Origin of the sequence: Rhodanobacter sp. MP7CTX1, from assembly GCF_014205795.1 — a bacterium.
Lineage (GTDB): Bacteria > Pseudomonadota > Gammaproteobacteria > Xanthomonadales > Rhodanobacteraceae > Rhodanobacter.
On the sequence record NZ_JACHCN010000006.1, the window covers coordinates 100783 to 114663 of the forward strand.

Below are 13881 nucleotides of genomic sequence, written 5' to 3' on the forward strand. Positions count from 1 at the left end.
AAGGCAGGGACGACGAGGTGGGGTGAGGTGCCGGCGTGTTGTGGCTCTCTCAAATCACGGCTGCGTCAGTTGCGCACCAGAGCAGCCATCAATGTAAGTTGTCCAGAAGGTTTGCAGCCGGAGCCGTAGCACGGGGGCGTGCCCGCTCACCTGGCTTGCGGCCTCCGGCTGCAAGCCTTCTGAACATCTCGGGTTTTGAGTTGAGTCACGCCATACGATGCGGTGCATCGGCGAAGCGCATCAACCACCAGTCTCTAAAACTCAACGCACCACAATGTCAGTCGATAAGTTGGCTATAGCGTCTTGGCCTGATGGCCCATCTCGACGACGGCACATACTGCCGCCTCTGCATCAGGCAGATGCTCAGATACAACGAGCTCAACGCCAGACCGGGCCAGATGCCGACCTTGCCGCCGGCGCCAAGAACAAGCTCGGTCACTGAGAACAGGAAGAGCAATCCTGTTGCAATCAGACAGAGCCTCCGTACGAGGCGTTCGCGAGCCAGGTGTTTGGAAGAAGTCTTCATGCAACCATTGTGCGGCGGCGTTCCATAAAGTTGCGATATGGCAAAATCTGTTCGCCATATAGATAACGTAAAGACTTTCCGTTGCTGTCCATTGGCATCTGCTTACCGCTGGGTTCGCTGCCAACGGGCTCGCTCGGAATGGTTGAATCCACGGCCAGAGCGGACGTTTCGACTGCGCCGCACCAGCCTCCCGCCTTGAACTCCGCTTTAGAAGCGCAGGATGCTGGCGAACTGGCGAGACCCTTGAGAAAGCGTTCAGCTGTCACCAAGCGCGGAGGCTCCCATCAGCTGGCCCGGCGCCCATTCAACCATTTCCATTCCATATCTCTAAAATATCCATACATATCTGTACGAAATGATAGGCCGCTCCTAAACTGCGCCCCACTACCGCAGCCCCGGGCATCGGGCTGGTAGAGCTCAAGCCGCTCAATCCCCCGTTCAGGAGCAGCCACATGGGCGCGCAGCCCACAGAGATGAACGTTCGTGTGCCTGATGGGCGCACCGACGTTCAATACACCCGAGAGCACTCGCAGCGCTGGTTAGCGCTCGCTGTGCTGCTCACGGGTGCGTTTCTGCCGCCCCTCGATTTCAATGTGGTCAACCTGGCGCTGCCGGTGATCCGGCTGAATCTCCACGCCACGTCCAGCGCGGTGCAGTTCACCATGTCGGCCTACGCCGCCACATACGCGGTGTTTCTGATCACGGGCGGGCGGCTCGGCGATCTGTTCGGCCGCAAGCGGATGTTCATGCTTGGCGTGGCGGGTTTCACCATCGCGTCCGTATTGTGTGGAACGGCGTGGTCGCCGAACGTGCTGATTGCCGGCCGCATCCTGCAAGGGTTGATGGCGACTGCCATGGCGCCGCAGGTTCTGGCCTCGATCCGGGTGTTGTTTCCGCCGGCTGAGCAGGGCCGCGCGCTTGCGCTGTATGGGGCGACCTTTGGCCTCGCCAATATCTGCGGTCAGTTGCTTGGCGGCGTGCTGGTTTCAGCGCATCCGTTCGGGCTCCCCTGGCAGGCGATCTTCCTGATCAATGTACCGATCGGCATTGCCGCCCTCATCGGCAGTGTGTTTTTCCTGAGCGACTCGCGGGAGGAACATGCGCCGGGACTCGACCTTGGTGGCGTCGTGCTGCTTTCGGCAACGCTGGGCTTGCTGGTCTACCCGCTGGTCGAAGGTCGCGAGAACGGATGGCCGCTGTGGATCATCGCGATGCTCGCGGCGTCGCCAGTCGCACTGCTCGCTTTCATCGGGTTCGAGAAGCGGCTTGCGGATCGTGGCGGCTCTGCACTCGTGGATCTCTCGCTATTCCGCAACCACAGTTTCGTCGTGGGCATCGCGATGGCCGTGGCGTTCTATATGCAGTCTTCGTTTTTCCTGACCCTTTCCGTGTACCTGCAGAACGGACTCCACATGACGCCGCTCGACGCCGGTGTCGCGACGCTGCCCTACGTCGGTGGCGGCTTCTTCGCGTCGCTGGCCTCGTCGCACCTCATGCATCGTCTTGGCGTGCGCGCTCTGACACTGGGTTTTGCGCTTCAGGTGCTCGGCTTCGCGATCGTCATGCTGGCGGTCAGCCATATGCTTCCCGGAAGCCTGAAGATCGGCCTGGCCTGCGCAGGGCTGGGCTTCGGCACGGTGATGCCTTCGGTCATCAAGGCCGTCATCGGCGGTATTGATTCACGCCATGCCGGATTGGCTTCGGGAGTTGCGATCTCTGCCTTGCAGATTGGTGCTTCGCTGGGCGTTGCGATTGTCGGCGGCGTTTTCTACAGCGCGCTCGGCACCGGACAGGATCTCAACGCCTACGCCCACGCCTTTACGTTGGCCTTGGGGTGCAACGTTGCGCTGCTCGCGCTCGGTGGCCTGTTGTCGCTGTGGCTGCCCAGCGAAAAGCGCACCACCGAAAAACTTTTATTGCTTGCCAGTAGTCCTGAAACATGAGCCAAAGAAATGCTTCGTCCTGCAACAAAACTTCGAGCAAAGGAACATGTCATCGTTTCGCGAACGGGTGTAGTGGGCGCGGGATTGATTCAAGCCTGCCTCGCGTATGCATCCGATCATCAGATTCGTCGCACTGTTTCGATCCTGACGAACTCAACGGTCAACTTGCATAGGTTATTTGCGTTGCCTGTGCGAGTCAGCCGATCCATCTGCCATCCCCAGCAAGTTCGCATGCGTATGCGTCCCGAGCAGGCAGATATAAACACCGGCCATGGCGGTGACCACGGCGAGACATCGTGGATGTCATCGACACCACGCACAGTCTGCAATGCCGTTTCACCCCCACGCCGTTTTACCCCCTGGAGTACGTTTAAATGTTGAGGATCGTGCGGCTGGCGCTAGACCGGCCCTATACCTTCGTCGTCCTCGCGATGTTGATCATGATCATCGGCCCGCTCGCGGCGCTGCGTACACCGACCGACATCTTCCCGGACATCCGCATCCCGGTGATCGCCGTGGTGTGGCAGTACACGGGCTTGCCGCCCGATCAGATGGCGGGACGCATTGCCTCTCCGTTCGAGCGCGTGCTGACCACCACCGTCAATGACGTCGAGCACATCGAGGCCAAGTCGATCGGTGGCTTCGGCATCATCAAGATCTTCTTCCAGCCGACGGTCAACATCGCCACCGCCAATGCGCAGGTCACCGCGGTATCGCAGACCCTGCTCAAGCAACTGCCGCCGGGTATCACGCCGCCGCTGATCCTCAACTACAACGCCTCGACCGTGCCGATCCTGCAGTTGGCACTTTCGGGCAAGGGTTTGAGCGAACAGAACCTGGGCGATCTTGGCCTGAACATCCTGCGCCCGCAGCTGGTGTCGGTGGCGGGCGCCGCGATTCCCTACCCGTATGGCGGCAAGAGCCGCCAGGTGCAGATCGATGTCGATCCGGCGGCGCTGCAGGCGCGCGGCTTGTCCGCGCAGGACGTCGCCAACGCACTGGCCGCCCAGAACCTGATCGTGCCGATCGGTACGCAGAAGGTCGGCACGTTCGAATACACGCTGCAACTCAACAATGCGCCGTCGGACATCAATGCGCTGGGCGATTTGCCGGTCAAGACGGTCAACGGCACCACGGTGTATATCCGCGACGTGGCTCATGTGCTGGATGGCAGTCCGCCGCAAACCAACATCGTTCACGTCGACGGACATCGCTCGGTGCTGCTCAGCGTTTTGAAGAACGGCTCGGCCTCGACGCTGGCCATCGTGAGCGGAGTGAAGCAACGCCTCGCCGACAGCAAGGGCATCCTGCCGGACAATCTGAAGGTGGCGCCGATCGGCGACCAGTCGTTGTTCGTACGTGCGGCGATCAGTGGCGTGGCGCGCGAAGGTGTGATCGCCGCGGCGCTGACGAGCCTGATGATCCTGTTGTTCCTGGGTAGCTGGCGCTCGACGGTGATCATCGCGATCTCGATCCCGCTGGCCATTCTTGGCGCCATCATCCTGCTGTCGGTGTTCGGCGAAACGCTCAACATCATGACGCTGGGCGGTCTGGCGCTGGCGGTCGGCATCCTGGTCGACGATGCCACGGTGACCATCGAAAACATCAACTGGCATCTGGAGCACGGCAAGGATACGGAGACGGCGATCATGGACGGCGCGCGGCAGATCGTGACTCCGGCGTTCGTGTCGTTGCTGTGCATCTGCATCGTGTTCGTGCCGATGTTCTTCCTGGACGGCGTGGCGCGCTTCCTGTTCGTGCCGATGGCCGAAGCGGTGATGTTCGCGATGATCTGCTCGTTCATCCTGTCGCGCACCCTGGTGCCGACGATGGCGAAGTACTTGCTGAAGCCGCATGTGGCGCATACCGACGAACATGGCATGAGCGCCACGTTGCCGCCGTCGCGTAATCCGCTGGTGCGCTTCCAGCGTGCGTTCGAGGCGCGCTTCGAGAAGATTCGCGGTGCCTATCACGCACTGCTCGAGCTGGCGCTGGGCCACCGCAAGCCCTTCGTCATTGGCTTTCTCGCCTTCGTCGGCGTCTCGTTGCTGCTGGTGCCATTTCTGGGGCGCAACTTCTTCCCTGATGTGGATGGTGGCCAGATTCTGATGCACGTGCGTGCCCAGATCGGCACCCGCATGGAAGACACTTCCACGTTGTTCGCGAGCATCGAGCAAAGCGTCAAACAGGTGGTTCCTGCCGACGAGTTGGGCACGGTGGTCGACAACATCGGCCTGTCGAACAGCGGCATCAACACCACCTACAACAACACCGGCTTGATCGGTGAACAGGATGGCGATATCCAGATCGCACTCAACGAAGGCCATCGCCCCACGGCCGAATACGTGCGCACGTTGCGCGAGCGGTTGCCGCGCGAATTCCCCGGTGTCACGTTCTCCTTCCCGCCGGCGGACATCGTGAGCCAGATCCTCAATTTCGGCGCACCGGCACCGATCGATCTTCAGGTGCGCGGCCCAAACCTTGCCGCCAACTTCGCCTATGCCAACAAGCTGCTCGCTCAGATCAGGCACGTTTCCGGTGTGGTCGATGCACGCATCCAGGAATCGCAAGCCAATCCGGGCTTCGACATCAACGTGGATCGCACCCAGGCGCAGCTGCTGGGGATTACCGAACGCGACGTCACCAACAGCCTGGTGGTGAATCTGGCCGGCTCCAGTCAGGTGGCGCCGACGTTCTGGCTGAATCCGACCAACGGAGTGTCCTATCCGATCGTGATGCAGACGCCGCAGTACAACCTCGATACGTTGGCCGCCTTGCGCAACCTGCCGATCAATGGTGCCGGCGGCCAGGCGCAGGTCCTGGGTGGACTGGTCACACTGAAGCGGCAGGCCAGCAACGCGGTGGCCGATCAGTACGACATTCAGTCGGTAGTGCAGATCTACGCCGCCACCCAGGATCGCGATCTCGGTGCGGTGGCCGGTGACGTGCAGAGGATCATCGACAGTAATGCCAGCAGCGTACCCAAGGGCTCGCACGTGGTGCTGCTGGGTCAGGTGCAGACGATGAACAGTGCGTTTTCCGGCTTGTTGTTTGGTCTGCTCGGCGCGGTCGTGCTGATCTATCTGCTGATCGTGGTGAACTTCCAGTCGTGGAGTGATCCGTTCGTGATCATCACCGCGCTGCCTGCTGCGCTTGCCGGCATCGTGTGGATGCTGTTCGCCACCCATACGCCGCTGTCGGTACCCGCATTGACCGGCGCGATCATGTGCATGGGCGTGGCGACGGCGAACTCGATTCTGGTGGTGAGCTTCTGCCGCGAGCGACTGGCCGAGCACGGCGACGCCGCGATGGCCGCGCTGGAAGCCGGCTTTACCCGTTTCCGCCCGGTCTGCATGACGGCACTGGCGATGATCATCGGTATGGCCCCGATGGCGCTCGGTCTTGGCGAGGGCGGCGAACAGAACGCCCCGCTGGGCCGCGCCGTGATCGGCGGTCTGCTGTTCGCCACCGGCGCCACCCTACTTTTCGTGCCCGTGGTGTTCAGCATGATTCATGCACGTCACAGCCATGCCCCCAGCCCGGCCGATGCTTCTGGAGAACCCGCTTATGTCGTCTGAAATCCCAACCACTGCTGCTTCCTCTGCACCACTATCCCGGCGCGGCCTGCGCCTGGCGGGACTCGTCACGGTCATTGTTTTGCTCGCCATCGTGGCGATCGGCTTGATCACCCGCGTAACACAGGCGCGCAGTCTGAAGACATGGACCGAAACCCAGGCGGTTCCCACCGTCAGCGTCGTGTCGCCCGAGCGCAGTGCAGCCGATGCCGTGCTGGATCTGCCCGGACGTATGGAAGCCTATACGCGAGCACCGATCTACGCGCAGGTCAGCGGCTATCTCAAGAACTGGAACGTCGATATCGGCGCACCGGTGAAGGCCGGCCAGTTGCTCGCCGAAATCCAGACCCCGGAAATCGATCAGCAACTGCTGCAAGCCCGTGCCGATCTGGCCAGCAGCAAGGCCAACGCGGAACTCGCCGGCATCACTGCAAAGCGCTGGCAGGCGATGCTCGGCAGTGACTCGGTGGCACAGCAGGACGTTGACGTGAAGACCGGTGACTACGCCGCGAAGGCTGCGCTGATGAATGCCGCGCAAGCCAATGTCGATCGCCTGCTGGCCACCAAGGCTTTCGCCCGCATCGTGTCGCCGTTCGATGGTGTGGTGACGGCGCGCGATACCGACGTCGGTGCGTTGATCAACGCCGGTGCCGGTAGCGCATCGGAGCTGTTCGTGGTCTCCGATATCCGCAAGCTGCGCGTCTACGTACAAGTGCCGCAGAGCTACGGCCCGGCGATTCGCCCGGGTAGCCGTGCGGCGCTGGAAGTGCCGGAGTACCCCGGTCACGATTTCAACGCGCAGGTCGTCGCGTTGGCCAATGCGGTCAATGCCAGCTCCGGCACGACCCTGGTGCAGTTGATGGTGGACAACACCGACGGCAAGCTGATGCCGGGCAGCTTTGCGCACGTGCGTTTCCCCTTGCCCTCCGACACCGCAGCGCTGCGCATACCTGCCAATACGCTGATCTTCGACAACAACGGATTGCGCGTGGCGACGGTCGGCAGCGACGACAAGATCACCTTCAAGACGATCAGCATCCAGCACGACTATGGCAAGACGGTGGAAATCGGTTCCGGCCTGTCGGCGAATGATCGCGTCGTCGCCAGTCCGCCCGATGGCATCAACAATGGCGATACCGTGAAGATCGCCAGCAGCGAGACGACGACCAAGCCCAGCGAGGGTAGTGTCGTGAAGGTCGCAAAAGCCTCATGAAAACGCGTGAATTCCTGCTCTCCCTCAGCATCGCCCTGGCGCTTGGCGGCTGCTCGCTGGCCCCGGTCTACAAACCGCCGGTGACGCCGCCGGCAGCGCCATACCAGGATGTGGGTCCGTGGATTGCCGCGCAGCCGTCCGATCAACTGCCGCGAGATCAATGGTGGCAGCTCTATGGCGACGCGCAGCTGGATCAGTTGCAAACGCGCCTGCTGGCCAACAACACCGACCTGGCGGTCGCACTGGCGCACTACACCCAGGCGCAGGCCTTCAGTGCCGAAGCGCGCTCGGGACTGTTTCCGTCTGTCGGTCTCGGCGCCAATGCGCAGCGCGATCGACAGTCGGCTACCGCACCATTGCGTAGCCCGACTGCACCGGCCGATTACCACTCGTATACCGTGGGCGTCGAAGCCAGCTACGAAGTTGACCTGTGGGGTCGTGTACGCAACACGGTCGAAGCGGGACGTGACGACGCGCTGGCAGCGGCAGCCGACCTCGCTTCGGCCCAGCTCAGCCTGCAAGCGCAGCTCGCGGATGACTACGTCCAGTTGCGCGGCCTCGATCAACAGATCGCCTTGCTGCAACAGACCATCGAGGCGTATCAGAAGGCGCTACAGCTGACCCACAACCTGCATGCCGGTGGCATCGTTTCCGGCCTGGACGTGTCGCGTGCGCAGACGCAGCTTTCGGATGCACGCTCGCAATGGTCGCAAACCATCGCACAGCGTACGTTGATGCAGGACGCCATCGCTGTCCTGGTCGGCGAGAACGCCTCGAGCTTCAGCTTGCCAGCGCAGACAGCATCGATCCCGGTACCGGTCGTGCCGACCGGCGTGCAGTCCACCTTGTTGCAGCGTCGTCCGGATATCGCTGCCGCCGAACGCCGAGTGGCCGCAGCCAACGCACGCATCGGTGTGGCACGCGCGGCATGGTTTCCTTCGCTCACGCTGAATGCCCAGGGTGGCTATCAAAGTACCGGCTGGGCCAACCTGCTTACCGCGCCCAATCGTATCTGGGCGATCGGTCCATCACTGTTGCTCGACGTGTTCGACGGCGGCTATCGAAAGGCCACCATCGCCGCCGCCAGAGCACAGACCGATGCAGCGGGTGCGACGTATCGTGGCGTCGTGCTGGGCGCATTCCAGCAGGTGCAGGACAACCTCAACCTGCTCGATCATCTGGGTACCGCAGGCAACGACCAGAAGGAAGCTTCCGATGCCGCCCAACACGCGCTGGATCTGGCGATGGACCAGTACAAGCATGGCGCCGTGAGCTATCTCGACGTAGTGCAGGCGCAGACCGTCGCCTTGCAGGAGCAGCGTGGCCTGCTCAGCCTTGACACGCAGCGTCTGCGCGCCAGCGTGCAACTGATCCGCGCACTCGGCGGCGGCTGGACACCGCAGCAGCTGGCCCGTAATTAACGGGCCAGCAAGTAACAGACACTATTGATCCGGCCTGCTTATAGCTTTCCGCAAAAAAGCCATTCGCTCCCGGATCGGGTCTGGGGCAGACTCCGAGCCTGGCGCACTAGATGGATATGTATGAACCGTTCGCCCTGAGCGTGGCGCAGCGAAGTCGAAGGGTGTTCGGGAAACCATATGCAAACCGGATCAGTATTAAGGGGCAGCCACTAAGACGACGTGGTCGCCCGCAGCGCAGCGACCAAAATGCGGATGGCCTCCCGCGTACGTGGCTCGGTCGTGCGCGTATACAACGCGATTTCAATCGGTGGTATCTCCGGCAAACCCAGCCGCGCACCCACGTCCACCGCCGAAGGAGGACACGTACGACGCGTGAGCGGAGACACGGCGAGTCCAGCCGATACCGCCGCACTGACCGCCGGAATGCCACCCCCAACGAACACCTCGCTCCACGCAACCCCAGCTTCTTCCAGCGCCTTGAGCGCAAGTCCGCGCACCGTGCAAGGTGAGGCCAGCGAGGCCAGTCGAAGCGGCTCGCCGGGAGACTGCTCCCAACCGGAAACGGCATACCAGTGGTGCGGCTCGATAAAGAGCGTCTCGCCGTCGGGTCGTTCGGTATCGCGACAGACGATCACGGCGTCCAGTTCGTTGCTGTCGTAAGCGGCCAGCAAGCTGCGGGACGAGCCAATACGCACTTCAAAGTGCAGCGAGCGATCGTAGGCGCCGACCTTGGCCAGCAGCGTCGGCAGTTGCGTGCCGGCGGCCTGATCACCAATGCCGATGCGCAAACTCATGCGTGCGCTGACATGGCTGCTCAATGCACGCTCATGCGCGCTGAGCAGTTCACGCGCGGCGTCGAGAAACGTCACCCCCTCCGCCGACAGCCGCACCCGCCGCGGCGTACGTTCAAGCAAGCGACGACCAAGCCGCCCCTCCAGCCGCTTCAGCTTGAGGCTTACCGCCGACTGCGTGGTATCCAGCGCCTCCGCAGCCCGCGTAAAACTCGCGAGATCGGCCACCAGCACAAACGCCTGCACAGCATCCAGATCGAGCGGCCGTAGCGCCAATCCATTTTCAATGATCATGACTGAGACGCGTATTGATGAGTTTTGTCATTCTATGGCAACTACAGGCTGCGGGCCACACCAACCTGGCGACGAGACCATCACGACTCGTGCTCGCTCCGGACGCATCTTGGCCACCCACCGCTAACCACGCCCAGATGGGTACGTTTTGCATAGAAGTACGGGTAGCGCCCCTCGAACCCGAGCGCAATCGCGAGAATTGCCCTTGTCGAGGATGTCTGCATTCGGCCAAAAGCGGACCTTCCCGAAAAGCGCCTGCTGCAAGCCGGAACGCCTCCCGCAACGCCATTACCATCGAGGATAAGGTCTTCCGTGAAGCCCCAAGTGACCGGAGAAAAGGCGGCCCGCTGTTACGTTACCTGCGGAAATCTTATCTGCAAAAATATCAAGACAAAAAAAATCACAGCCGGCGAGCAGAAGAAGCCGTAACGAAAAATACGATACTCTGATGTTCCAAGGCTCACGTCACTGAGAATTCTTGAAGCACGGGGCATAAAAAGAAACAGCAACGCGATAGCGATGCACCAACCACCTATAAAAACTACGGTTCGCCCGTGCCACCCCAGACTTGAAAGTACGCCCGTATAATTAAGTAATGCCACTACATCAACCCAGTAAAATAATGCAGTAAAACACATCATGGTGGTCGCATTTACCGCGGTCTGCTGCTTGCCACTAAACATTTTATGCGCAGCAACGAAGCATGAATCAAATGCTCTAACAATTTGCATGAAAAATTAGTTCCCTAAAGAAGCTATTTAGTCACAACTGGCGCATTGCCTTCGTTCAGCTTCATCATCGCAGTCATGTCTGCTTAGGGTGGCGGAGGGCTACACCTCCCTGAGGTAGGACGAGCCCGGCGCGGTCCAATAGATGCCGGTAATCGGCCCTACCACCAAAGCCTCACTTCGCATCAACTTAAAGACGTCAGCCGGCGTCCATCCCGGGCCGGCATTCAGAAATGGAACCCCAAGGCTTTGGAGCCATGTAAGCACTCTAGCGAGATCTGATCGATCAGCAACGGGCACCAACGCAACATCTCCTATGAGCACTCCGGCTAGTGCCAATTCCTTGCGGAGCAAGGGAGATTCGCACTGAATCCGTACTTCATCGGATTGAATATCCCTCACGTAATCCATCGACTTGTCCTTGATCGCTGACGTCTGCTACGGGTCGAATGCAGACGTGCCGCAGAATACATCTCACGCGAGGCCGTTAGTCAGCTTGGTAGCGTTCCACCCCGCAATGTGGGCAGCTACGTCCGTTGGTCAAGCGCAGTGTGGTGCTGATATGAAACCGGCGAGCGCAGTTAGGGCACCGAAAGAAAACGAAGTGTGCGCTCGCCCAAATCGTTGCGCACATTAGGGTGGCGGCCGGCACCATAACTAGCTTGTCTGAGTCGGTCACTTGTTCGACCCCCAGCGCCATCAGGAAAGCCAACGGAAGGAATCCGATAAATAGAAGCCCTGCAAGCCACTGTCGCCGTCGGTAGTCTGCCCAGCCGCGAACAAGACGCTGAATCCTTTGGCCTGAGCTCACTGTGCTGTCCAAGACTGTCCCCTTGATGCGTTACGAAGGGTCTGTTGTGGGTCGTAAGCCGCCCTTAGCAGCGTGCCATCCGCTTGAGCTTCGCGCAACTTTCGCTCGCGGCCACAAGCGGACGTTCTTTTGTGAAAACCAATCATTTGCATGGGTGTTTTTTTTTAGCATTTCGATCAACGTAGGCGCAGCGATCTTCGGCCCCAACTTAATATCAATGTGCCATGCCGTCGCGGCACTTCCGATTCATCAATTGACGATGACAATGGAAGCGCAAGAAAGCTTTTTGATTTCTCCGCTCTTCTTCATCAGGTAGCAGTCCTTTGCCTCAAGCTTCTCTCCAGTCCCATCCCTTTCAAAGCGCCCATTGAGCACCTTGAACACCAGCTCACCGGACAACGTGCGGACCACTTCTTCCGGCGCCCCCTGGAGCGCCCGAAAGGGTGCGACCACTGGAATGGATCCGGGCGAAGCGGTGACGAGGTAGGTTCCACCCACCTTGCTGCGCATGTGCGCTAGGCCAGTGAAAACAACTACACCAAATGGCATCTGGAAAATGCCATGCACATTTCTCTTCATGAGCAGACGCGTAGACCCTTGCTGGTCGCGAAACATCAACTCGCCACCAAATTCGCCGCGATCGTCGCCCATCAATTGACCGCCAAAGGCGTCCAGTCGATATGATGGAATCACATCAATCACGTGGACCACCGGCCCGTTCTCACCAAGGCCCTCGGTTTGGGTCTGATAGCCGAATGACGACGCTCGGTCCGCAACGTGAGACATAGCGGTCGTGGCCGCGCGCTGCGCATCCGCGCGACGCACCTCGACTTTTTCTTCCTGATCGTGGCAAGCGACAACAACAAGCAGCACGATCAACGGCAGCACGCGACGGACGACCCGTTGGGGCAATGGTTGCCACTGAATCACTTTTTTAACCATTGATCCCTCCCCTGAGGACGTCGGCCCCCGTACCCTTTTATATCCGCTTCGGGTGGCGATTTCAGCCGGTCAACGCAACACACTCCTGCTGCCTGCGCAGTCTTCAGTGTGTTGCGTTGACCGGCTGAAATCGCCGTCGTAAAGCGGACCTTGTTGATCGATCGTTAGTGGTTCAAACAACGTTGTCTATGTCGAGGCCTAAGGTGATGACATCGATGTTGCCGCAGCAGGCGGCGCGGCCGTGGTTGCGCCGGCGGGCTTCGCGGGTTGTGTGTCCCCAGAAGCGTACTGCCCGACCTGCAGGGCGAACTGTGCTTTTTGACCGGACGGCATCGTCGCTGGATCGACGTACACCTGAATCACGTAAGTCGTCGCTGCCGCGACCGACTCGGACCAGGTGTTCGCCCCGGTCGTGCTGGTGTCGACCAGCTTCTTGTCATGGGTCTGGTCATTCACCTTGAAGTGCAACCCGGGATTGCTCGAGACGAGATTGACCTTGACTGTCATGCCTGCCGCGATTGCAACGGTGAAGTTGTGTGCGGTAGCGCCGGAGGCCAGCGTCCCATCTTGTTCCGACCATGGTTTGTTAGCTTCGAATGTCACTTCGGTCGTCGGCGGCTGCATGTCTTCGGCCCCGTATTGCCCGATCTGCAACGCGTATTTCGCGGTATCGCCGGACTGTATCGCGGCAGGGTCAATATAGACTCGGATCGCATACGTGGTGGCTGTCACGTTCGGCGATGACCAAGTGGATTCACCCGTCGTGAGGGTGTCCAGCAGTAGTTTGTCGTGGCTCTGGTCATTCACTTTGAAATGGATGTTGGGATTACGGCTGAGGAGGTTGAGCTGCAATGTCTTGCCTGCCGCGATCGCAACCGTGTAATCGAGCGAGCTGTCGGAATGGTTTAGGTTGCCGATTTCCTGCGCCCAGACACTGTTTGCCGCGAAGGTTACTGCGACCGGCGTGGCGGCGAGGGCGGGCAGCGACATGCAGGCAGCAGCCAGCCCGAGACTCGCACCCAGGGCGCTGCGGAGAAAATGGAAACGTGACATGTGTGGAATCCTTGCGTGATGTGGAGTTCGCTTGTGAATGCTCGCCGATTCCCAGCCTTGCATCGTCGCAGTCGCGTCCGATGCCGCCTTCCTTGTGCATGGCGATGCCTCACCCCTGAGTCAGCCGGTGTGCGGACCATACGCCTACTTCGCGTGGCTCGCCATATCGGGAATAAAGCGGAAAGCCGCGGGTATCCCGGTGGATCTCTTGGTGCACATTCCGTTCGCTCACGCCATGCGGGACATATCCACTCGAAGGCTTTTCGCAAATCGCACGGCGCCGCGGTCACGCGGCCTATCCCAGGCGCTGCTCGCAGTTGCCAGTGCAGCGCACCATAAGCTCTCACTCCATGCATCCAGAACAGATTCGGTCCAGCCTAAAACAGCGGAGCTCTGCGGAGGCTGTCGCCGATGGAAGCAATTTTGTTATCGCCAACGCCCACCCCCATCTTGCGGAGGCCACGCTTCGGGCAGTGTTTGAAAGTGCGACACCTGCTATTCACCAAGTGTCCGCATTGGGTGGTGGTTTCAGCAGGTCAATGCAACACCCTGATGACTGCTTGGGCAACGGGATTGTTGCATTT

At 60.3% G+C, this 13881-nt stretch carries 10 protein-coding genes; 4 read left to right on the top strand and 6 right to left on the bottom strand.

Annotated features, from left to right (window positions below; all coding sequences use genetic code 11):
* Positions 1-277: 277 nt before the first annotated feature.
* A complete protein-coding gene (locus HDE77_RS09855; RefSeq protein WP_184417151.1) occupies positions 278-526 on the bottom strand; it encodes a hypothetical protein in 249 nt (82 codons plus the stop codon).
* A complete protein-coding gene (locus tag HDE77_RS09860; RefSeq protein WP_184417152.1) occupies positions 523-795 on the bottom strand; it encodes a hypothetical protein in 273 nt (90 codons plus the stop codon). Before HDE77_RS09860 ends, HDE77_RS09855 begins: the two co-directional genes overlap by 4 nt.
* Positions 796-978: 183 nt before the next feature.
* Here HDE77_RS09860 and HDE77_RS09865 point away from each other — a divergent pair, with 183 nt between their 5' ends.
* The 4 genes from HDE77_RS09865 to HDE77_RS09880 all read left to right on the top strand — a co-directional run bounded on the left by HDE77_RS09865 (position 979) and on the right by HDE77_RS09880 (position 8678).
* Positions 979-2469: an MFS transporter gene (locus HDE77_RS09865; RefSeq protein ID WP_221444212.1), complete on the top strand. Its 1491-nt coding sequence runs from the start codon at positions 979-981 to the stop codon at positions 2467-2469.
* 374 nt (positions 2470-2843) lie between these two features.
* A complete protein-coding gene (locus tag HDE77_RS09870) occupies positions 2844-6047 on the top strand; it encodes an efflux RND transporter permease subunit (RefSeq protein ID WP_184417153.1) in 3204 nt (1067 codons plus the stop codon).
* Entirely contained in the window at positions 6037-7257 is a 1221-nt protein-coding gene (locus HDE77_RS09875; protein ID WP_184417154.1) for an efflux RND transporter periplasmic adaptor subunit, read from the top strand. Before HDE77_RS09870 ends, HDE77_RS09875 begins: the two co-directional genes overlap by 11 nt.
* Entirely contained in the window at positions 7254-8678 is a 1425-nt protein-coding gene (locus tag HDE77_RS09880) for an efflux transporter outer membrane subunit (protein WP_184417155.1), read from the top strand. Before HDE77_RS09875 ends, HDE77_RS09880 begins: the two co-directional genes overlap by 4 nt.
* 209 nt (positions 8679-8887) lie before the next feature.
* On the opposite strand, the gene HDE77_RS09885 is transcribed toward HDE77_RS09880, so the two are convergent.
* The 4 genes from HDE77_RS09885 to HDE77_RS09900 form a co-directional block, all read right to left on the bottom strand.
* Positions 8888-9763 (bottom strand): LysR family transcriptional regulator, encoded by an 876-nt coding sequence (locus HDE77_RS09885; protein WP_184417156.1) that lies wholly within the window; start codon positions 9761-9763, stop codon positions 8888-8890.
* A 350-nt stretch (positions 9764-10113) separates the two neighbouring features.
* On the bottom strand, positions 10114-10494 hold the full coding sequence (locus HDE77_RS09890; RefSeq protein ID WP_184417157.1) for a hypothetical protein: 381 nt from the start codon (positions 10492-10494) through the stop codon (positions 10114-10116).
* A 1057-nt stretch (positions 10495-11551) separates the two neighbouring features.
* On the bottom strand, positions 11552-12244 hold the full coding sequence (locus HDE77_RS09895; protein WP_184417158.1) for a hypothetical protein: 693 nt from the start codon (positions 12242-12244) through the stop codon (positions 11552-11554).
* A gap of 198 nt (positions 12245-12442) precedes the next feature.
* On the bottom strand, positions 12443-13297 hold the full coding sequence (locus HDE77_RS09900; RefSeq protein ID WP_184417159.1) for a hypothetical protein: 855 nt from the start codon (positions 13295-13297) through the stop codon (positions 12443-12445).
* Between the last annotated feature and the right edge of the window lie 584 nt (positions 13298-13881).

What these genes read in the sequence shown, in the direction of transcription:
- HDE77_RS09855 (WP_184417151.1), bottom strand. Translation starts at nt 526, where the DNA reads ATGAAGACTTCTTCCAAACACCTGGCTCGCGAACGCCTCGTACGGAGG.
- HDE77_RS09865 (WP_221444212.1), top strand. Translation starts at nt 979, where the DNA reads ATGGGCGCGCAGCCCACAGAGATGAACGTTCGTGTGCCTGATGGGCGC.
- HDE77_RS09870 (WP_184417153.1), top strand. Translation starts at nt 2,844, where the DNA reads ATGTTGAGGATCGTGCGGCTGGCGCTAGACCGGCCCTATACCTTCGTC.
- HDE77_RS09875 (WP_184417154.1), top strand. Translation starts at nt 6,037, where the DNA reads ATGTCGTCTGAAATCCCAACCACTGCTGCTTCCTCTGCACCACTATCC.
- HDE77_RS09880 (WP_184417155.1), top strand. Translation starts at nt 7,254, where the DNA reads ATGAAAACGCGTGAATTCCTGCTCTCCCTCAGCATCGCCCTGGCGCTT.
- HDE77_RS09885 (WP_184417156.1), bottom strand. Translation starts at nt 9,763, where the DNA reads ATGATCATTGAAAATGGATTGGCGCTACGGCCGCTCGATCTGGATGCT.
- HDE77_RS09890 (WP_184417157.1), bottom strand. Translation starts at nt 10,494, where the DNA reads ATGCAAATTGTTAGAGCATTTGATTCATGCTTCGTTGCTGCGCATAAA.
- HDE77_RS09895 (WP_184417158.1), bottom strand. Translation starts at nt 12,244, where the DNA reads ATGGTTAAAAAAGTGATTCAGTGGCAACCATTGCCCCAACGGGTCGTC.
- HDE77_RS09900 (WP_184417159.1), bottom strand. Translation starts at nt 13,297, where the DNA reads ATGTCACGTTTCCATTTTCTCCGCAGCGCCCTGGGTGCGAGTCTCGGG.